The 21869-nt window shown below is 36.4% G+C and carries 18 protein-coding genes and 4 pseudogenes; 5 read left to right on the top strand and 17 right to left on the bottom strand.

What is annotated here, in order from left to right:
• Position 1 precedes the first annotated feature (1 nt).
• Entirely contained in the window at positions 2-1183 is a 1182-nt protein-coding gene (locus ACHABU_RS11785) for a D-alanyl-D-alanine carboxypeptidase family protein (RefSeq protein ID WP_435765062.1), read from the top strand.
• A gap of 204 nt (positions 1184-1387) precedes the next feature.
• Here the strand turns inward: ACHABU_RS11785 and spoIIP are convergent, their stop codons facing one another.
• From spoIIP to ACHABU_RS11770, 3 genes and pseudogenes are all read right to left on the bottom strand, one after another.
• Positions 1388-2551, bottom strand: a complete 1164-nt coding sequence (gene spoIIP, locus ACHABU_RS11780) for a stage II sporulation protein P (protein WP_435765061.1) — start codon at positions 2549-2551, stop codon at positions 1388-1390.
• Positions 2552-2827: 276 nt separating this feature from the next.
• Positions 2828-3641 (bottom strand): annotated as a pseudogene (locus ACHABU_RS11775) (ZIP family metal transporter).
• Between the two features lie 207 nt (positions 3642-3848).
• Positions 3849-4745: a plastocyanin/azurin family copper-binding protein gene (locus tag ACHABU_RS11770; protein WP_435765059.1), complete on the bottom strand. Its 897-nt coding sequence runs from the start codon at positions 4743-4745 to the stop codon at positions 3849-3851.
• Between the two features lie 196 nt (positions 4746-4941).
• Between ACHABU_RS11770 and ACHABU_RS11765 the strand changes: the two genes are divergently transcribed.
• Positions 4942-6528 carry a multicopper oxidase family protein gene (locus ACHABU_RS11765; protein ID WP_435765058.1) on the top strand — a complete coding sequence of 529 codons (1587 nt, stop codon included), beginning with the start codon at positions 4942-4944 and terminating at the stop codon, positions 6526-6528.
• A 242-nt stretch (positions 6529-6770) separates the two neighbouring features.
• Here the strand turns inward: ACHABU_RS11765 and ACHABU_RS11760 are convergent, their stop codons facing one another.
• The 8 genes and pseudogenes from ACHABU_RS11760 to ACHABU_RS11725 all read right to left on the bottom strand — a co-directional run bounded on the left by ACHABU_RS11760 (position 6771) and on the right by ACHABU_RS11725 (position 14314).
• Positions 6771-7586: a C40 family peptidase gene (locus ACHABU_RS11760; RefSeq protein ID WP_435765057.1), complete on the bottom strand. Its 816-nt coding sequence runs from the start codon at positions 7584-7586 to the stop codon at positions 6771-6773.
• Positions 7587-7903: 317 nt separating this feature from the next.
• Positions 7904-8608 (bottom strand): annotated as a pseudogene (locus tag ACHABU_RS11755) (cytochrome c biogenesis CcdA family protein).
• Positions 8609-8925: 317 nt separating this feature from the next.
• Positions 8926-10113, bottom strand: a pseudogene (locus tag ACHABU_RS11750) (heavy metal translocating P-type ATPase); the annotation flags it as partial.
• A gap of 303 nt (positions 10114-10416) precedes the next feature.
• Positions 10417-11088 carry a response regulator transcription factor gene (locus ACHABU_RS11745; RefSeq protein ID WP_435765056.1) on the bottom strand — a complete coding sequence of 224 codons (672 nt, stop codon included), beginning with the start codon at positions 11086-11088 and terminating at the stop codon, positions 10417-10419.
• Positions 11081-12469 carry an ATP-binding protein gene (locus tag ACHABU_RS11740; protein WP_435765055.1) on the bottom strand — a complete coding sequence of 463 codons (1389 nt, stop codon included), beginning with the start codon at positions 12467-12469 and terminating at the stop codon, positions 11081-11083. Before ACHABU_RS11740 ends, ACHABU_RS11745 begins: the two co-directional genes overlap by 8 nt.
• Positions 12470-12483: 14 nt before the next feature.
• Positions 12484-13209 carry a cytochrome c biogenesis CcdA family protein gene (locus ACHABU_RS11735; protein ID WP_435765053.1) on the bottom strand — a complete coding sequence of 242 codons (726 nt, stop codon included), beginning with the start codon at positions 13207-13209 and terminating at the stop codon, positions 12484-12486.
• A gap of 29 nt (positions 13210-13238) precedes the next feature.
• Complete coding sequence (locus tag ACHABU_RS11730) at positions 13239-14150, bottom strand: F510_1955 family glycosylhydrolase (protein WP_435765052.1); 912 nt, start codon at positions 14148-14150, stop codon at positions 13239-13241.
• Between the two features lie 116 nt (positions 14151-14266).
• Positions 14267-14314 (bottom strand): hypothetical protein, encoded by a 48-nt coding sequence (locus tag ACHABU_RS11725; protein ID WP_435765075.1) that lies wholly within the window; start codon positions 14312-14314, stop codon positions 14267-14269.
• 349 nt (positions 14315-14663) lie between these two features.
• Between ACHABU_RS11725 and ACHABU_RS11720 the strand changes: the two genes are divergently transcribed.
• From ACHABU_RS11720 to ACHABU_RS11710, 3 genes are all read left to right on the top strand, one after another.
• The gene (locus ACHABU_RS11720; protein WP_435765051.1) at positions 14664-15299 is read left to right on the top strand and encodes a YdhK family protein; all 636 of its coding nucleotides are present in this window, start codon (positions 14664-14666) and stop codon (positions 15297-15299) included.
• A 911-nt stretch (positions 15300-16210) separates the two neighbouring features.
• A complete protein-coding gene (locus ACHABU_RS11715; protein ID WP_435765050.1) occupies positions 16211-16348 on the top strand; it encodes an FbpB family small basic protein in 138 nt (45 codons plus the stop codon).
• 84 nt (positions 16349-16432) lie between these two features.
• Positions 16433-16708, top strand: coding sequence for a hypothetical protein (locus tag ACHABU_RS11710; RefSeq protein ID WP_435765048.1), 276 nt, complete (start codon positions 16433-16435; stop codon positions 16706-16708).
• Positions 16709-16890: 182 nt separating this feature from the next.
• On the opposite strand, the gene ACHABU_RS11705 is transcribed toward ACHABU_RS11710, so the two are convergent.
• The 6 genes and pseudogenes from ACHABU_RS11705 to ACHABU_RS11680 form a co-directional block, all read right to left on the bottom strand.
• Positions 16891-16971, bottom strand: a complete 81-nt coding sequence (locus ACHABU_RS11705; protein ID WP_435765074.1) for a putative holin-like toxin — start codon at positions 16969-16971, stop codon at positions 16891-16893.
• A 244-nt stretch (positions 16972-17215) separates the two neighbouring features.
• Complete coding sequence (locus ACHABU_RS11700) at positions 17216-17707, bottom strand: vWA domain-containing protein (RefSeq protein WP_435765046.1); 492 nt, start codon at positions 17705-17707, stop codon at positions 17216-17218.
• A pseudogene (locus ACHABU_RS11695) lies at positions 17708-18400 on the bottom strand (group II intron maturase-specific domain-containing protein); the annotation flags it as partial.
• Positions 18401-18489: 89 nt separating this feature from the next.
• Positions 18490-19503: a tyrosine-type recombinase/integrase gene (locus ACHABU_RS11690; RefSeq protein ID WP_435765045.1), complete on the bottom strand. Its 1014-nt coding sequence runs from the start codon at positions 19501-19503 to the stop codon at positions 18490-18492.
• Positions 19490-20476, bottom strand: coding sequence for a tyrosine-type recombinase/integrase (locus tag ACHABU_RS11685; RefSeq protein WP_435765043.1), 987 nt, complete (start codon positions 20474-20476; stop codon positions 19490-19492). The genes ACHABU_RS11690 and ACHABU_RS11685 overlap by 14 nt, the downstream gene beginning before the upstream one ends.
• Entirely contained in the window at positions 20469-21704 is a 1236-nt protein-coding gene (locus ACHABU_RS11680; RefSeq protein ID WP_435765042.1) for a tyrosine-type recombinase/integrase, read from the bottom strand. Before ACHABU_RS11680 ends, ACHABU_RS11685 begins: the two co-directional genes overlap by 8 nt.
• Positions 21705-21869 lie beyond the last annotated feature (165 nt).

Raw genomic sequence — 21869 nt, 5'->3', positions numbered from 1 at the left:
TATGAGGAAAATCACATTACTCATCACATTTTTAGCTATAAACTCTTTGTTTGTTTCAAAAGCCTTCGGAGATCCCAATCCTTCTCCTCCAACAGTGGCAAGTGAGTCTGCTATTGTACTGGAAGCAAATTCGGGACAGGTTCTTTATGATAAAAATGCCAATTCTCAAATGTATCCTGCAAGTGTGACGAAAATCGCTACAGGGATCTATGCGATTGAAACGAGTAACCTGAATGACATTGTAACTATCAGCAGTAATGCCAGTGCCAGAAATGTAGAAGGTACCACCGTCTTTTTGGAAAAGGGAGAAAAAGTACCGTTGAAGAAGCTGATTCAAGGTTTATTAATCAATTCAGGCAATGATGCGGGTGTAGCAATTGCCGAGCATTTAAGTGGTAGTAAAGAGCAGTTTTCGAAAGACATAAATACCTATCTTAAAAACGTTATTGGTGTCCAGAATACTAACTTTGAAAACCCACATGGTCTTTTTCATTCAAAGCATCGAACCACTGCAGAAGATTTAGCCAAAATAACACGCTATGCCATGAAAAATGAAACCTTTAGGGAAATATTTGGAACAAAAGAATTAGAATGGAATGGGCAAACTTGGGACACAACCATACTTACCCATCACAAATTGGTTAAAGAAGAAATACCTTATGAAGGTGTAACAGGTGGGAAAAATGGCTTTGTCAGTCAATCCGGCTATACATTAGCGACAACAGCAGAGCGAGATGGTTTAAGCTTAATCGTAATCACCTTAAAAGGCAGCATGAAAAACGATGCGTATGACGACACAATCAAGTTACTAGACTATGGATTTGAGAATTACAGAACATCCATTATCCCAAAAGGAACTAAATTTATGGTAGAAGATCAAGAATATATAGTCTCTGAGAAAATAGCTTATACTTATCCCAAAAATGAACAACTGAGTAAAGAAACAAAGGAGGATGGAACCTTAGAAATCACTACTCAGGATGAAATAGTAATAGCTTCTCATCAGTTAAAGGAAGTTCTAAATAAAACAAATAAGGTTAAAACTGAATTGAAAAATAAACCTACGAATGAAGTAAGATTTGAATCCATTTTTGGTCACCTTAATTCATATCTAGCATATTTTTCTATAGCCTTTATACTAAACATAATTGGTATATTCTATCGTCAAAAATATAATCTTTAAGACAGATAAAATGAAAGTGTAATCTCAATCAATTAATGAATTGCTTTTCATTTTTATCTTTCCTTGTATAACCAAAATTAGTATTTATATTTTTGATCTAGAAGATGCCACAAACAAGTAATAATACTCCCTATGAACATGAATAGAAAAACAGTTACAGATGTTAACTTCTCATATCTTTAGGCATTAATAGTAATATCCTTGTTACTGAGCATTTACTTCTATTGCGCCCTCGTAAAGTTCTTTAAAAACTTCTGAAAATGCATCAATAGTGTGGCTTAATTCATTTTTATCGTTATCTATACCACCTACTTCAACCAAGACCGACCTATTCGAAATATCCTGATTATATACGCCATTGCCTTCAGCCCTCGTTTTTAAGTAGACCCCTTTACTTAACCCAGGGTACCTTTCTTCAAGCTTTTCGTGGATCTCTTTTGCAAATATTAAATTCTCTTTATAACTTTCATGTTCTTGCCCTACCACAAAATATAGCCTTGCATAATTTTTACCATTAATAGTTGTAGTTGTACTTTCTTTTCTTGCCGAATCCCGATGAATGTCAATATAGTAGGAGATACTTTTACTCTGTGTTGAAGCAGTCTTAACAAGTTCACGCGACAAGGTATATGAATCAGTGTAATCCCATCCCTTATCGTTTAATGCCTGCGCTATATTTGAATTCTCGTGCAGCGTAGTTATCCCGTATTCTTCCAATTTTTCACTTAACATTGAACCAACAAGTACTACATTTTCTTTGTTATCTGTACTAGAAGAATCACTTGGCTTAACATACTCATTTATCAAAGGTAAGTATCCTTCCCAACTATGAGAATGATAAATAAAAACAGAAGGATCTTTGCTGGTAACACGCTCTTCATTATCCGATTCTTCACCGTTCGGTTCATCTTCCTTTTTGATAGTTGAGTTTTCTCCTTTTAGCAATTCATCAAAGTCCGGCGGAGGAGATTCCTGAGGGAGATTCGAATAATCTGACCCCTCTCCCGCAATATAAATTTTAGTGTTCGCACTGTTAAATCCTGGGACTTCATGCAAAAGTAATGTTGATATATTATTCGTTCTAATCCCGGTAATCGCCTCAAAGGCTAAATTAGATGCAGAAGGTATCTCCAATTCTCTTTCAAGAAAATCTTTAAATTGAGGAATTTCTTCTCCTACCATAAGAAGGAATGCGTCTGTAATAGTTTCTGAATTTGCAATTCCTATATAATCTTGATATTGGAAAGCGTTGATTTTCATATTTGGTGTATTGACTACTAATAATATTAACGAAAGTATAAAAAAAAGGAAACCAAGCATGATTGCTAGAATATTTACATTAGCTTTTTCTATAATTTTGGTTTTCATCCATAAAACACCTCTAGTTGATTCTATGAAATTGCAAATTAAATTAGAAGTTTTCTATCTACAAATTTTACTTATATATTGATAACGTAATAGGATAGCAACAAAAATATGTATAATGTCCTTTTCTATAAAAGCACCCCCTTCCCTAAATAGGGTATTTCATTTTTTATATAGAAGTAAATTAAAAACATGATAAAGAAATAATTATTTTTCCTTCACCATGTTTAAGTTCATTTATATGAAATAGGATTTAAACCAATTCTCCTCTACTCTCTTTTATCCTAATGCTACATCTAGAATCATCATTACCGTAAAACCAATCATTAAACTCATAGAAGCAAGGTCCCTATTTCCTTCTTCATGGGAACCGGGAATCACTTCTTCTACCACAACAAAGATCATAGCTCCAGCCGCAAAGCTTAGGGCATATGGCAAAATTGGTTCGACAAAGGAAACTGCCAGTACTCCAATAACTGCTGAAATAGGTTCAACCATCCCTGAAGACTGACCATATAGAAAACTCCTTTTACGAGACATTCCATCCCGTAAAAGTGGCATGGAAACAGCTACACCTTCTGGAAAGTTTTGAATACCAATTCCAATTGCCAATGCAATAGCCCCGGCTATGGATACAGAAGGAGATTCAGTGGCTACTAGCTCCGAAAGCCACACCTACTGCCAAGCCTTCCTTATGTTGTGCAGGGTTATAGCAAGTACAAGCAATGTACTTCTTTTCCTTTTTTTCGGCTGAATTCCCTCATCCTGATCTATAGGCGTGTTAGGGTGTAGGTGTGGGAGTAGCTTATCAATCTCCCACAGGAAAACTCCTCCTAGCATAAAACCAACCGCTGCCGGTATCCAAGCCGGTAACGCCCCCCTCCGCCATCTCTAAAGCAGGAGATAAGAAAGACCAGAAGCTTGTAGCAATCATTACTCCACCCGCAAAACCCAACATACCATCCAATAGTTTCTGATTAAATGATTTAGTGGTAAATACCAAAGCTGCTCCCAGTGCAGTCATACCCCAAGTGAACAATGTTGCAACTATTGCTTGAATTACAGGATTAAGCGCTAAAAAGAAATCAATCATTTTCGGCACTCCCTAACATATTTTTTCAATAGATTATGCAGCTGATTCAAAATATTTCCCTCATACAAATATTTAACCCAACGTAATTAATCAGTCAATAATCATGATAAGATTATTGACTCTTCCTTGACTTCTTTATTACGAATGAATGAGGACAAAATAAAAAAGCATACCGATTTTGCATGGTCGGTTTGCTTCTCATTATTTTTACGAGGATGACACTTCAATTACTCCTATCATGCCGGCCTCTGCATGTCCGGGGATTGTGCAAATATAGCTGTATTTACCAGGAGTAACCGGAATAAATGAAATTTCCTGTTTTTCTCCTGCCATGCTATTAACATGGATTTCATCATTATCCTGTTGGTGATTATGTGAAGAATCCTGTTCCATCATTTCTGCTTTCAGTTCTTTTATTTCCAAATCATGTTCCACTTCCCCGATATTATCTAGCGTTATCGTTATCTTTTCCCCGGCTATTATCTCTGTATGGCTTGGGGAAAAAGAGTATTCGTCAGCCTGTATCACCAAGTTGTTCGCACTCATACTGTGATGACTGTTATTGATATTCGGTGAATGGGAAGACGGAATCACTGATTCCATCTGATTATATCCGATAATAAAAAATACAAATAATACAATCATGGCGAGGGGGTGACTGACCAGTGCCTTGCTTTTTATAAATTCTTGTTGCATCAATTGAAACAGAATAATGAGAGTTCCGGTCAATAACAGGAACATGACTCTTATTAAAGTATCCTGGTGCTCAGGAGCAATCATTTCCCCTAGCATCGCACCCATCATCCCACCCATCATCCCCGCTATTGCTCCGTCTAAAACAGCCATCAAACCAATCGGTACCCCCGCAAGGAAACCGGCTGCAATTCCAATTATCATCGCCAATAAAGTGGAGGAAAACAGATCGCCTGCCAGTAAAATGCCAAGTATTACCCCAATGGTTAAACCAATACCCATCCCCAGTACCATCGAAATCATCATTCCGGTCATAACCGTTATTTTCTTTCGGTGATAGATGGTATTCCATATAATCCATATCGTTAAAATAAAAATACCTATTAATGTAACATATAGTGAATTTGGCATCTACGAGTCCCCTTTAATCTTGTCCTATGGTTCATTATATGAGGAATAAAAACGTTCATTCATGGGAAAGCATTTTCACTAATTTATTATTAACACAGTTTTCAAATTTCTTTGTTTGTCACAGTAAATTCCTGCTTAATGCAAATATTCTCGACATTTTCATTGTAGACTTAGGATATATAAGGAGGAAAAAGAGATGAAAAAAATTATTATTCTAACCGTTATTATAGGAATCATCTTTTTATCTGCATGTTCAGAACAATCCACAGACCCAGGATATGTGGATAATTCGGCTGAAGAAAATGCTTCTGCAGAGGAATCTTTACAAGAAGCAGTACAGGTAAAACCAGAGGATACAGAGGGGAAAATAGTGAATGAGTTTAATTTGGTTGCACAAGAAACAGAGTGGAATTTAGGTTCAGACAACACGATAACCGCTTGGACTTACAATGGCACCGTTCCGGGAGAAGAGATTCGTGTGAAGGAAGGAGAAATTTTAAAAGTCAACTTAAAAAATGAATTGGATGAACCAGTGTCCATTCACTGGCATGGTATTCCAGTTCCAAACACGCAGGATGGAATTCCAGGAGTTACGCAAGATGCCGTTGTACCCGGTGAAACATACACGTATGAATTTGTTGCAAATGATCCCGGCACATATTGGTATCATTCGCATCAAAATGGCGTAGAGCAATTGGATAAGGGTCTTTATGGCACAATTATTGTAGAATCAGCTGAAGACGAGAACTACGATCGAGATTATACACTAGTGCTTGATGAATGGGAATCTGGAAATCATAGTGTAGCTGATGCGAGTAAGATGGAAGACATGGAAGGAATGGACCATGACAGCATGGATATGGAAGGTATGGACATGAATGGAAGAGGTCAAGACCCAATGATGGGCCATGACATGTCTTCCTATGATATTTATACGATTAATGGAAAAACATACGAAGAAAATGAACCGTTGAGTGTTAAAGAAGGAGAAACTATCAAACTTAGGTTTGTCAATGCGGGCTATATGGCTCACCAGATTCATATTCCAGTAGACTATAAAGTTACCCATGTCGACGGACAAAGGGTGAATAATCCCCAAATTGTGAATGGATCTCTGTTCGAAGTCGCTCCTGGGGAACGTGTCGATGTGGAATTTATCGCTGACGGCAGTGGTGATTTCACGATTGATTGCCATGGTGAAATGGAAGCATCCCACGATATGCAATTGGATGTTGTCTATGAAGATGAAAATGGGCAAAAAGTGGAACATAATTCATCACCAGACTTGCTAGATATCACGAAGCTTGGTGAAAAAACAGAGTCGCAGTTCTCTTTAGATGACGAGTATGATGTGTCCTATGAGATGGATCTAGCCACTGAGATGAACGCGGATGCCGAAATGGGAATGGTATGGTCAATCAATAGTGAAACATTTCCAGACGTTCCACCAATAGAAGTTAATGAGGGAGATAAGGTCAAAGTAACACTGACAAATAACAGTATGGACCAAGCAGACCATCCGATGCACCTTCATGGCCATTTCTTCCAGGTTCTAAGTAAAAATGGAGAGAAACTGGAAGGTTCCCCCATCATCAAAGATACATTAAATGTTAAATATGGAGAAACATACGAGGTAGCATTCGTTGCGGATAATCCTGGGAACTGGTTATTCCACTGTCATGATTTACACCATGCGTCAAACGGAATGGTGACTACTGTTAACTATCAGAACTTAGAGGAATTCTATAATGATACTGGAGAAGTTGATAACCAACCAGAATAACATCAAAGACAAATATCTAACTATTACATCGGAGGCTTCCGTCATTTATTGCTAAAAATCGTTATCTTTACGTCAACCTCTAATATTTGATATAAGAAAACTCGCATTCGCTAGTTTTTCTTATACTTGGTATTTAAACATTTTTACTACGTCGAATTACTACATTGCTAAGATTTTATACTTCCTAACGTGAAAAAATACAAGTGCAGTTCTTGCACTTGTATTTGAACTTTAGATTTCGATTATTCGGTAAAAGATTTAGCACCAATATAATGATCTTTCCAATAGTCGATGCTGATATCTGCTACGCTTACACCGTCATTTCCGGCATGAATCATTTGATTATCACCAATATAGATTCCGCTATGAGACGCACCTTCTGTATCATAAGTACCTTCAAAAAATACAACATCACCGATGCTAGGAGTATCTACATGGACACCATCGTTCTCCCACATTTCACTATGTGTACGCGAAATATCAATACCTACTTGATCAAACACATAATTAATAAATCCACTACTGTCCATTCCTTCCGTAGTTGTTCCTCCCCATGCATAGGGCGTACCTAAAACACTTTCTGCAACAGTAACAATATCAGTTTGAATGCTAGAAGTATCTCCAGACTCCGTAATTGTTAAATCACCAGAAGGATTACTTGCTGGTAATGCCATTGCTTCAGCAGTATTTGGACCTACTATACCATCAACTTGTAAATTTTGGTCTGCTTGATAATCTCTTACCGCTTGTTCGGTTATTTGACCAAAAATACCGTCAATTGTATATGTATAATAACCTTGATCTTGAAGTTCGTTCTGTATATCCTCTACTGCTGTACTTACATCCCCATGCTGAATGAGCGCTGTCTCACTTGGTGATGTTACCTCTTGTTCCTGTACATTAGAAAGATTGCTCTCACTAATGGTTATGTCGCCTTCCGAAGCGCCTGCACCAGCATTGGCAAACACACTCCCACTAAAAATAGGAGTAAGAGCCAAGGATGTTACAAATGCTGTGGAGAGTACATATTTTCTTACTGCTTGATTGGGCTGGGCCAACGTTATTCCTCCTTTTACTTATTTCTATTAAACTAGTTAAATATTGAAATATGATTCGACATATCCCATCATATTTTTAACTATCCGTAATATATCACATAAAAATATCAGTGAGATAACATAGAGATTAAGAAGAAATAACAATGGTGGCTGGTGTAGAGCTTGTATATTTCATTTCTTTTGCTGTTTCCATTGTTGCGATCGTCCTGGTGTTTGTCGTTTTGTGTCAAAAGAGGCGGATAAACTACCCTTAGAAAAACTATCACCAAAACATTCTAGGTGATAGTTCTTTTTCCATCTCAATTATCAGCAAGATTTTAAAACCCTGAAAAACCAAACCATCCGGCTAAGAAGGCAGTTAACTTAGTCATCCAATCAAAGAATAGTGCAATTCCCATGAAAATCATAATGTACCCACCAAATTTAATTATCCGGACACTATGTTTTTTAATCCATTTTAATCTACCTATAAAGAACGATAATACAAGAAACGGAATAGAGAATCCTAATATATAACTAATCATCATTACCATACCAATATCTGGATTGGTAGCTGCGAGTGATAACACAATTGCCAAAATGGGGCCCGTACACGGTGTCCATCCTAATGCAAATGCCATCCCTATAAGAAAAGAACCCAAAAATCCTCCTGGGCGATTTTTAAATTTTATCGTTTTTATCCTGCATTAGGAACTTAAAATTAAATACTCCCACAATGACCAGACCAAAGAAAACAATCAAAACTGCTCCAATTTGCCTTATGGAATCTTGATAGGTTAATAAAAATTCAGATATAATGATGTTGTAAAACCAATCATAATAAAGATACTTGAAAATCCAATTAAAAAGAAAATGGTATGTAAAAGTGCCCTTTTATTCATCCTTTTGTTTTCCTCTTTTATCTCACTAACGCTCATTCCAGTTATGTAAGATAAGAACGCCGGTTATAGCGGTAACGTGCAAGGTGAAATAAATGATAAAAAACCAGCACCAAAGGCTAAAAATATATTTATTTCATTCAAAACTTATCCTCCATTTCAAAAATTATTGCCTATTGTTTTGGTAAGATATCATTCAGATATACTTCCAAACTCTCCAACGATAGGACCCCATTTACAGCTATTGGTATATATTTCTTTGTCTTCATAGCTATCCCCCCCCTATTTAACCTATACAGGTATTTATAATCAAAATATATAGCATACCCCCATACAGTATATACTATTTTCATTCTATCTGGACCCTTTAATTAGTTTATTGGGATTGGCGCCAACATGGAAAAGATTTAGTAAAAAGACTAAGCAGGAATTCTGCTTAGTCAATGAAAATCTATTTTAATTTAATCAATCTTCAACAATTGAGCATTAATTGCACAAACAATTGTGCTTAATGACATAACGACTGCCCCAATTGCTGGAGTTATGACAAAACCGATACCATACAGAACACCAGCAGCTAGAGGAATTGCAACAATATTATATCCAGCAGCCCATCCTAAGTTCTGAACCATTTTTCTGCGACTTGCTTTAGACAGCTTAATTATATTTAAGATATCTACTGGATTACTATTTACTAGTACAACATCAGCAGTTTCAATTGCAACATCCGTACCTGCACCTATTGCAATACCTAAATCAGCCTCCGCTAAGGCAGGCGCATCATTAATTCCGTCACCAATCATGGCAACTTTTTTTCCACCTTGTTTTAACTCTTTCACATTATTCGACTTTTCATGTGGTAGAACTTCTGCAATAACTTTTGAAATCCTGAGTTTTTCACCTACATAATTTGCTACTCGGCTATTGTCTCCAGTCATCATTACTGTTTCGATACCACGATCATTCAATTCTTTAATTACTGTGTAAGAAGATTCTCTGATAATATCTGCTAAGGCTATCATTCCCTGCAGTACATTATCCTTTAGTACAAAAACAACTGTTTTCCCTTGCTGGGCAAGTTTTTCATAGGTTTTTTCTTCAAAAGAAATCTTCTTTGCTCTCATAGCTCCTGGACTAATAACTGCGATTTCTGAATCATTTACGTTAGCCGTTAATCCTTTCCCAGTTAAGTTTCTGTAATCTGTTACATGGTAGGAGTCTATGTTTCGTTCTTTTCCTTCTTTCACAATACCTTTTGCAATTGGATGATCCGATTGTGTTTCAACAGAGTAAGCTAATTTCAATAATTCTTCTTCATTTACACCATTGCTTGGATGTGCATCCGTCACACCGAAGTTTCCCTCCGTCAACGTACCAGTCTTATCAAATACAACACGATCCACTTTCCAAGCACTTTCAAATGGGGTACGATTGCGAATTAACAATCCTTTTTTCGCTGCGATGGATGTAGATCTTGAAGTAACCAACGGACCTGCTAGACCTAGTGCATGTGGACAAGCAATAATCAAGACCGTAACCATTCTCTCTAAAGCAAATTCAAAATCACCGGTTATTGCCCAATAAGCTAATGTTATGGCTCCCGTGACGATTGCAACATAAAATAGCCATTTGGCAGCAATATCGGCAAAATTATCCTATGTATAACCTATACCCAAAAGGTTTTAATACATCATCAATTAGAAACCTGTGAACAGTAGTATAACTTTCTACATTCCCTATGTGGTTCCTATTAACTTTTTATTGTGAAAATAGTTAATATGCTTTGCTTAAAGTAATTTCCTACATAAAGGAAATCTTTATAAATAGAATATGACTAGGAGGTACCCAGTTATGATGAATAGCGTGATGATGGATAATATGATGAATATTACAAAAAGTAAAAAGACAGGTTAACTGCCTTTTTGGGTAACTGTTTATACAAATAAGAATTTTCATTTATTAACCCACTTATACCCAATGCCCCAAACCGTTTTAAAATACTCATCAATGGGAAAACCAACCTGACGAATTTTTTCCCGTATATTCCTGACATGTGAATCTACTGTTCGTCCTTCTGTTTCTGAATTGACCCCCCATATCAAATCAATTAACTGATCCCTGGAAAAGACCAGCTCCGGATTTTTCATTAAGACTCCAATCATGGAAAATTCTTTCGGTGTTAATTTAATCGGGTAATTTTTATAGGAAAGCTCAAACCGATCTTCATTCCATAACAATCCATTTACTTCAATCTGACTTGCTGGTTTTATTCTCCGCAGCAGTGCATCCATTCTCGCTACTAATTCCTCTTCATTAAAGGGTTTCGTAATATAATCATCTGCACCCAGTTTCAGTCCTTTCACGATATCTTCCTTCTGTTCCCGTGCAGTGACCATAATAATTGGCACTTCTGAGGAACGCCTTATTTCCTTACAAAGCTCCCACCCGTTCATGTTGGGCATCATAATATCAAGCAGAATGATGTCAAACTCCTCTTCTTTTATATAGGATAAAGCCTCTTTAGCCCCCAGCGCTTTTTGACACTGATAATGATGTGGCTTCAAATACAATGCCAATAGATCCAACATCCGTTTTTCATCATCAATTAATAAAACTTTATTCATTGGAATCACCTCTCTGCAGCGTTATGATAAAACTAGTCCCTTCGCCCAGTTTACTTCTAACCTCAATCGTACCACCATGGAACTCCACGATTTCTTTTGCAATCGTTAATCCCAGACCAGTTCCACCACTGAGTCTGGATCTGGATTTTTCCACACGGTATAAACGTTCAAATATATAAGGAAGGTCTTCTGCGGGAATCCCTTCACCTTCATCCGAAATGGTCATTATAATCTCACGTTTATTCTGAGATACTTCTAATGAAATTAGCTTCCCTTGAGAGGTATTTTTTTTTGCGTTATCCAATATATTCAATAGCACTTGTTGAATTCTTTCAGGGTCAATATGTGCAATGATATGGCTTGGACAACGAACGGAAAATGTGATGTTCTTTTCCTCAAGTGCAGGTCGGATGCGCTCGGTAATCGTATGGATTAGCTTTCCAAACACTACATCCTTCCGATTTATGATGAACTTATTCTGATCCATTTTTGCCAGTTCAAATAAATTTTTAACTAAAACAGTCAATTGTTCGCTTTCTTCCCGAATTATTTCGATATACTCATTTCTCTCATCATCAAATATGTTACCTCGGCTAATTATATCGGCATATCCTTTCAGATAGGTTAACGGGGTTCGGAGTTCATGCGAGATACTTGCCAAAAATTCATTCCTTTCATTTTTCAATCGTTCCAAGTCATCCGATAACTTCGTAATTGAAGCTGCCAATTCCCCCAGTTCATCCCTACGATCGGTATGTAGCTCCACCTTATGCCTACCTTTACTTAGTTGTTCCGTTGCTTCCTTCATTTTAACCAACGGTTTTGTAATCAGTCTGGAAAGGATAAAAACGGTAATAATCGTCAGAATGATTGTTACAAATCCTATAAATACAAATTGATCACTTAAATGATCGACAATTCTTCTGATATTATTTGTATCAGCGAACATAAATACGTGACCTTGATGTTCTTTATTTATTGTAATGGGACTGTCTGTAGCAATATACTTTTTCTCCGGCCACCGTTCTTCCAATACCTTACCCTCATCAGGTATTTGATTATAATCGGTGTGTTCAATAACATCTATCATTTCCTGTTCAATTGGATCGGAATTGACGATTACGTTCCCTGAGGCATCTGTAATCACGACCGCAAAATTTGATTCGGACTCCATTATAGCAACGTGTTCTAATGTGGATTGGTTATAATTTTCCTCCAATATGGCACTATGTGTATTGCCACGGGCCAATAGGTTATTCATCACTTCCTCAATCCGTTCATTTGCCAGGTTCGTATACAGAACAAAATACAGGAAGGTCTCGATAATCAAGATAAATACAAAAAACAGTAGACCAACTTTCAAGGATAGTTTATTTAACATAATTGACCCCTTTATTACCAATAGGTTAGTGTATCTACTATACCAATCAGGAGAAGTAAAGCACCAGCGATTCTTTGGGTTATTGCACCTATTTTCCTGCTTTTCTTTAAGATTGCTCCACTTGCTCCAAAATACCAGATTAAAAAAATGACTACTAGCAACGGAAGTGACGTTCCTAAGCCAAATACAGATGGTAGAACAAAACCATTAGGTGTTTTCAGTACTACAGGCATCAATGTGAGTATAAACAACACAAACATGGTCGGACAAAAAGCTAATGTGAAGCTTACTCCCATCAAAAAGCTACCTAAGTAACTATCTTTTAACTTATTGAAAGGAATCTCAAAAAACGTCCAGGTTTTCAAGTGAAATAATCCCATCATATACAGACTAATAAGAATAAGTACCGGTCCGATTGCTTTTCTTAAGATAGGGAACATTTGTGTGAGTGTACGATATACCTCTTGCCCTAGCAGCCAAATAATTATCCCAATCATAGAGAACACAACTATCTTACCTAAAATAAACAAAAAAACATGTAACCATGGAACCTTGTCTACGAACGATTTATTACCATAAATGGTGATCGCACTTACATTACTGGTAAGTTGGCAGGTTGCAACGGCTCCAATCACCCCCAGGAAGAACGCAAACAGGAAGGGAAGATGTTCAAAGCCATATGCAATTTGTTGAAGTTGTCCGTTTAAAGTACTACTGATTTGATTGAATAGATCAAACATATTTAGTTCAACTCACTATCTATTATCTCTTATTTAACTTGACCGTTCTCTAGGATCTGTTCCCATGTTTTCGTGCCATCTTCAGATAAATAAGCATGTCCTTTTGTGGTATAAATGGCTAATTGGTTCTCATCCTGTGGATTTTGGGCAATATAGACAACTCCATCCTCTTCAAATTCCGGTATATCTATTGTCTCTTCTTCTCCGTTTTCAACATTCCTTTTTACAAGTTCTGGAATGGAACCATAGCTTGCATAATATAAATGATCATCATTAGAAAATACAGCTGTCCCGACATCATTTCCTTCCGTTACAATTTGAAAATTGTTCCCTCCATCTTCAGATAAATAGATTCCAGTCGAAGTGGCAGCAGCAACAAAACTAGAGTTGGATGGATGAATAGCTAACGATAGAATTTCTCCTGTAAGTCCACTTGCACTTACATTTTCCCAAGACTCCCCTTCATCTGAACTCCTGTAAAAGCCCTGTTCTAATTCGGAGTTCTTTGCAGGATTCATCAGAAAAATATCGTGGCTGTTATATCCGACTGCCATGGCATGAAAGTCGGTTTCACCCTCGAATTTAAGGTGTTCAAGTGTCCTGCCCCCATCAAAACTGTGCTGAATACCGATTGGGTTTTGCAAATCGGAATCCTCTCCAGGATGACCTGATGTGTAAAATCCCTCGTCTACTGCATTAAAGCCCATATAATCATTGAAATTTCTAGTCGTTTCATACCAATCACCATTGCGGAATATTTTTAAGCCGGTATGAGTAGCAAAATACAATCCTTTATTAATACCAGCATAGCCCATACCATGAACGTGATCTACAGTTCCATCAAATGCGACTTCATAATCTTTTTCCTGATTATTACTGCAGCCTGCTAAAAATATCCCTACTATAATTGTTACAGTTATTATTGTCATTCTCAACATCATTTACAAATCCTCCATATCTTCAATACATTCCAATTTTCTTTAGGTATGTGTAACCTTAAAATATTCTATAAAAAAAATGTCCATTTTTTGTGCAGATAGTATTTATACCGATAAAATCAATCCTTTAGAATTGATTTTAAACGTTCAAATTCCTCATTGTCTATTTCACCTCTTGCAAATCTCTCTTTTAAAATTTTTTAGGTTGGTCTCCTCCATGAATAAAGTTTCTAATTAGGATACAACCCAGAATAATTAACCCTAGCCACACAATCATCATACAAATCAAAGGCCAAATCGATTCATAACCATACATTAAATGCATTTTGTCACCTTCTTTTTTTACTGATTCTAATAAGAATACAGAAAATTAATCGAGAAAGTTTGCAGAAGAAAATAGTTTAGCTTTTATTAACTAAATTCTTTAGGTAAAACTTCTCCCTGTAAGAAACTGCACATAAACTGCAAAAGTTTGGGGTAGAGTAGTGATGACTAATATAATGGAGGGGTTTAAAAATGAAAAGAAATAAAATTATAATGGGACTTGTCTCTATCTTTGCGGTGTTTATATTGGCAGCTTGTGGCGGGGAAACAGAAGAAACAAATCCTGAAGAAAACACGGATACAGAAACAGAATCCAATACAGAAGAAGAAATGGATATGGAAACAGAATCTGACTCAAATGAAGATATGGAAGGTATGGACCATTCTGAAATGGGTATGTCCAGCTCTGGTGAAGTTCCTGAAGATTTGAAAGAGGCTGAAAACCCAACCTATGAAGTTGGAAGTCAAGCTATTATTCAATCAGATCATATGGAAGGTATGAAAGGTGCGGAATCAACGATTGCTGGTGCCTATGATACTACGGTATATACTGTTTCTTATACTCCTACAACTGGTGGAGAAGAAGTCACAGATCATAAGTGGGTCATTCATGAAGAATTAGAAGGTGCTGGTGAAGCACCGTTAGAACCTGGTACAGAAGTGACCCTAAATGCAGATCATATGGAAGGTATGGATGGTGTAACCGCTGAAATTGATTCGGCAGAAGAAACAACGATCTATATGGTTGATTTTGTTCCAACTACGGGTGGAGAAGAAGTCACAAATCACAAATGGGTTACAGAAAGTGAATTATCGCCCGCTGAATAATATTTTAAGTATTTAATATGGTTCACTTATTGAAATATGGATAAGCTCTTTGAATATTAAGATATGTTGATTAAGATTTAATGAAATAGAGAGAGTAGTTCCCTAGGCAATCTTACACAACCGGTTGCTTTAATTAAAATAAACAGTACCATAGATTTTTAAGTTATGAAAATGTTACTTTTAACAATATGAATAAAAGAAGAGATTTTAAATCAGAATTTTATTTTCCACTATTATACTAAATTGACCATTGACCGTAATTGAAGAGTAGAAAGGAAAGATTATCCTGTTGATTGGGATAATCTTTCTTTTTTTTAAAACATCATTAAAACCAATATTTAAATGAAGGAGTTGATTTAATAAACAAAGAAAAAGTCAATAAAATACGAAAATAATTACAACAATATGATATGGGAAGCATCGTAAAGTTTTTTAAATTATTGGAAGATGAAAAAAGGGCAAATATCGCTTATTCTCTCTATCAGGATGAGGAATTATGTGTCTGTAGTATCGTTAATATAATTGATTCATCTGTAGCAACGGCTTCCCATGATGGTCTATTTTTCTATTGAGTATCAAGACAAACTTTAAGAAGTTATCCCCTTACCATTGAAGTAATTTATCATCGTTGTTCCATTAATTTAATTATTTAATTATTTTATTATTTTATTAGTCATTTAATAATCCTGCTCACTAGTCATATGAAGCAACTGCTCTTATTAAAGTATCGCACCCGATAGCGTTTACGAGTAAATTGAATTTATCTGAGGGAGTTTATAAATCAACATGCTTCTATTTCATTCTTAAAAGCCGTAGATTTAACTTAAAAATTTGTTTGCCTAATTCTAAAAATTATGATACTTTTATTTTATAAGCAATATTCGACATTTTTTTCAGAGAGGGAAATCACTATGAGAAAACACCCAATAAATATGCAAGATCAGATAAGTATCAACAAGAAGGAAATTCTTTCAAATAAAAAAGATATGGCACGTATTGAAAAAAAGATTGATGATAAGCATAAAATGGAACTACAGTCTAATAGTTGAGTTAGTCTTAGCACCAAATTGAAACATAAGTTCATTTTATGCAAAACTCAACTTTTTAACGAATAAAAGCAAAAGGATGTTTATATGGCAGATATCATACCATTTAAATCACGAGCTCAATTGATACAAGAAAAAAAGGATAAAGTCCGGAGTGAATGGGAAGAATGGCTAGAATTTGAGGATCGTAGTCTTAAACAAGAGATGATATATGATACCTTGTATATGGATAAAGAGGGCACAAAACGTTATGAAATGACAGAACTAGAAATTATAGAAGATGTAACACAATACCTCACAGAACAAGAACTTCAAACCATCCAGGAATTTCGTGCTTGGTTTGATAAAGGCTCTGACAAGTAACATGAAAAGAAATATGTTTTAACTTTTCCAAAAGTTATGTATACTGTAAGTAGAAAATCATAAACTAAAAAGACCGAATGGTGCTACTAACACCAAACGGCCTAGTGTAATAGCCCTTCAAAGGGGCGACTCACAAACCAGGTCTAAAAATAACCACCTATTTGCTTGCCAGGCTAGGGTGGTTATTTTTTTACGTTTGACAGCACAGCCACAATCAGTGTTCCAAATGAGATAATCAGAACAAGCGTTTCAAATACCGTCATATAGCCTCACCCCCTTTCCCAAAAAAAAATGAAAAGGAGTGAGCCACCACCCATGAAAACCTTATTACACCTATAACAAAAAATATGATCCTATTGGGCTTTATTACCAAAGCTATGTGAGATAATTTATACTTTTCCTAGATACAAACAGACCCCGGAGTATGTCTCCGGGGTCTGTTGTTTTGGTCAAATTTTAAATGCGGTGAAACTTCCTTCATCGGTAAAATCTCTTATCTGCACGACCTTATCGGAAAATTGTTCGATAGTCTCTGTTTGTGCCAATTAAAAGTGATAGTATCTGGAATTCCTTTTCCTGTTTATGTTCTTGAAAGTATTGAAGAAATTCTTCTGAAACACGTGCTTCCCCATCTGTCACAAAGACAATATCAGCTTTCTTAAAACTACTGTTCTGAATAGCTTCTGTTCCTTTCCGTAATGCAGCTTCAAAATTCGTTCCACCACCGATGAAGTTTTGGCATAGTTCAACCATATCTTTTCCTTTTATTTTCCCTTTTTTATAAACATATTTATAAGCTCTACTAGAAAATGGAATGAACGCAAAATCACGTTTCTGTTTTTTGGCAATGCTCATGAGGGCTAATGCAAACCCTTTGGCTTGCGTATCTAACCGTTGCATACTACCTGATTGATCCAAACATAAATCGAGTAGGAGGAGGTGATTAACCTCCGACCTCTCACACCACCGTACGTACGGTTCCGTATACGGCGGTTTCATTTAAGTCCAACGCTTTGTTTGATATCGACGATGTAGACTCTTCAGTCCTTGGTTTATCCAGTACTGGTCACCAAGGGCTTTATGCAAGATTGGGCTATTGGCAATTCGCCAATAGGCCTTTCTTGTGTTTGCCCATTCCCACGCTTTTCCTTTCTGGATTCCCTGTTTCTTAAGATTCTTATATTTCGTTTTCACTTTCTTCCATTCTTTCCATCGTATCATTCGTAACCTTCTTCGAATCCAGCTGTCTAATCCCTTAAATATTGAAGGTGTTTCAGCCAGCTGATAGTAGCCCAGCCAGCCTACGAGATATCGGTTTAATTTCTCAATTCTATCCTTCATATTCATGGATTTTCTTCTGGATGTAAGTTCTCGAATACGTTGTTTGAAGCGTTTGATACTTTCTTTAGAAACTCGTATCTTTGGTTTTTCTTTATGGAAAGTAAACGAAAATCCAAGGAATTTACGTTTCCATGGGCGGTCTACTGCACTTTTCTCTTCATTGACCTTCAATTTCAGCTTCTTCTCAATAAAGTTTGTGATACTATTCTTCACCCGTAAGCCTGCTCTTTTCGAGCGTACATAGAGATTACAATCGTCCGCGTAGCGAACCAAACGGAGACCTCTTTTCTCCAGTTCCTTGTCTAACTCATCTAGGACAATGTTGGATAGTAGAGGGCTTAAAGGTCCACCTTATGCAAAGCAAAACATTATGCAAAGTAAACTTCCTAAAACCAATAAGTATAAGTTTTTCATTCCATTTACTTTGCATAATTTCTAGTCTACTTTAACTCGGATAGCCAAGAAAGCAGTGCTTGATCTTTACTCCAGTCGGGAAGATTGCCATCAATCAAATCAGAATATGCATTTTCAATGGCATTCCTTTTTGTCTCGGTGTCCGTTCTCGCATAAATTTCTGTTGTTTTCAAATCCACATGCCCAAGGAAATCACGGATGTATATAAGGTTTACTCCTGCTTGTAGTAAATGCATGGCCTTAGAGTGCCTAAGCATATGTGGCTTCACTTTCGGAGGCACAAGAGTTGAAATTTTTCTTGCCAATATAACATATTTCGAAATAATATAAGCTATTCCTTCTTTGGTAAGCTTGTTATTCTGATTATTCGTAAATAATGGATATTCATTTTTCCATGGTTTATCCAGTTTATTCTCTAAAATATAGCTATTCAATATAGACACGGTATTTTTCATAAGAGGAACCCGTCTTTTTTTGTTCCCTTTTCCTGTCAAAATAATGATGGCAGGAGTATCTAAGATCACATCACCAACATTAATATCTATAAGTTCCTGTACTCTAGCCCCAGTATCATATAGAACGCTCAAGAGTGTCAGGTCACGCCGGCCTTTTGGACAGTTTCTATCGGGCTGTTCCAAAAGTAACTTTATGGCATCTGGTGACAAATGCTCGACCGTTGCCTTTTTTACCTTTTTAGCGGGGATGGCCATAATTTTTTGAAAATGATATAAACCAGCAGGTTCTTCGACCTGTACATAACGAAAGAAAGAGTGTATCGCTGCAAGTCTTTGATTTCTAGTGGAAATACTACATTTTCTATCCGTTTCTAACCATTCTAGAAAGCCAATAAGCAGTTCATTTGAAAAGTCATTCAAGGTTAATCTTTCTACAGGGATACTTTTAATTTCTTGACAGTACTTAATTAAAAGTTTGAATGCATCACGGTAAGAATGAATAGTATTTTTACTGACATTTCTTTGTGCTGGCAGGAAGACCGAAAGGAATTCTGTAAGATATTTCGCAAAATTAGTTGGTTTCATAGGTACCACCTGCCAGTTCAGGAATCATCTCTGGATAATGTGTCTCCAGCTTTAATGTAATATTGGGAAAGACATCCGCGGTCAGGCGTAGATAATACGCTGTTTCTTCAAAAGAATCATGTCCCATATACGCTTTTAGTACTGGAAAATATACAGTTAAGTCTTTTTCCTGTTCAGCCCATTTTTTTAGGCGGTGAACAGCAAATGTATGACGAAAGTCATGTACTCGCGGTCCCCGTCCTCTTCCACCATGTGATATTCCAGCACGCCATAGAAATTTGCGGAAATTTTTGTATACATTTCCTATAGTCATTGGTTTCCCATTAAGTGCTGGAAAATAAAAATCTTCTTCCTTCGGAAAGGGGTGCACTATTTTCGAATAATGCCTACAACGTTCTACAAGAGAGTTAGAGGTAGGTACCAACCTACTATTATCCTTTTTAGAATGATGAATCGTAAGAATACCATTTTCAAGGTCTACATCAGCGACTTTCAGAAGCCTTACTTCGGATACTCTCAGCCCACACATATAAATCATTCGAAAGAGAATAGGCATGATCAGGTGTCTGTATGGACATTGACTACTGTACCGACATTTTTCGGTTTCAACAAAAAAATTCATTAACTCATTGTCTGTATAAATGTATGGCATGTACTGTTTTTCCGTTGGATAGTATCCCTTTGGCAGAATATAGGATTTCACCCCAATAGAATCTAGATATTTTCCAAATTGACGAATAACTGATGCACGTGAACATTGATTTGCTTGTGCTTCGTATGTTTTTTTACTGCACCAATCCAATACGATATGTTTCGTAAGGTCAGTAGCTTGAGGATATTTTTCTAAAGTAAATCTATCAAATCGTTTAAAGTGACCTTCTTCTGTAACATATTTGTATCCAACAGCTCTTTTAAATTCCACGTGATTTTGAATGTGGTCTTTAAATGGACCTTGATAATTAATTTTACTCATGGTCGGTCACCTCTTCAAAATCAAGAGAACATTCCCTTAGCTTATTAATATCAACTTTCAGATAGACTGCCGTTGAATCAGCATCAACATGTCCAAGAATATCTGAAATAGTGGATAAAGGTGTGTCCTTTTCAAGTAGCATACTGGCCATAGTATGGCGAAGGGAATGCATTCCTCTTCTCTTTTTCAATGTAGGAAGATGTGCTAGTTCCATGTATCTTTTAATTATCTGGTTTAAATGGTCATCTGCAGAAAAGGGACCGAAGGGTGCAATATGCCTTATAAATATATAAGGACTGTCAATTTTAGGACGCCCATACTGAAGGTAATCGATTACCGCCCAACCAACCTCCGATGTTAATGGAAGAGATAGTGCTTCCTTTGTCTTTGATTGGTTAAATACAAGCTTCTTTTCTTCCCAATGGAAGTTCTCTATTTTTAAATTTTTAATATCTGTACAACGCAATCCTAGACAACATGCAAGTAGGATTATTGCATAATCTCGTTTACCTTTCGGACTACCTTTATCAATGGCAGCGATTAACTTTTTCAATTCATCTACTGTCCATACAGATGGAATACGAGTCTGCTTTCTTGCTTGCACCATCGGTGTTTTTGAAGCGAAATCAATCTGTACCTCCCCAGTTTCCAAAAGGAAACGGAAAAAGGCTCGGATAGAGCAAATATTTTGTTCCACTGTTTTGTAGCTATAGCCAGCCAAGGTTTTAATGTAGTTGTTAATTATAGGCAGATTAATTTCTTTACAATCTATAACTTTTTGTGAGGAAAGATAATCCATGAATCTGGCAGACTGTTTGGCATAATGATCTATTGTGACCTTAGAATATTCCTTGTTTACACAGTATTGTTTAAAACGACTACTTATCTCTATAAAATATGGATCCGTAAGGATGTTCTTGTGTTTATAGTACCGGCGTAAAACAGTTTGGTGTAGTTGAAAATCACCAATCATTCGGATAATACGTAGCTCTTGCGTCTCCGACTGAGAAAGAGTTCGCGTAAAATCCTTTTCAAAAATATTAAAGTGATTTTCAACAAAATCAATCCCCAATCGTTCGGAAAAATAAGTTTCACCTCGATCCTGTGCGAATTGTAGCAGCATCTGCCAACGCCTACGATAAAATTTCATGGATCCTTCGGAATAGCATAATCGTTGCATTTCCTGTTCAAGGTCCTGAATCAGTTTTTCTAATGTTTTCTTTTGCATAAAACATTCCTCCAAAATAATAATATTGAGTTTAAACTCTAATTATCATTTTGGGATATTATGCAAAGTAAATTACATAAAACTATTGAATTTATGTGTATTTTAATTGATTACTTTGCATAATTACTTTCTTTGCATAAGGTGGATTATGCGAAGCTTTGCATA

Source organism: Oceanobacillus sp. CF4.6 (genome assembly GCF_051262635.1).
Classification (GTDB): Bacteria; Bacillota; Bacilli; order Bacillales; family Amphibacillaceae; genus Oceanobacillus.
The sequence above is the reverse complement of the archived record's forward strand: the minus strand, read 5'-3'. Positions and strand labels throughout refer to the sequence as shown.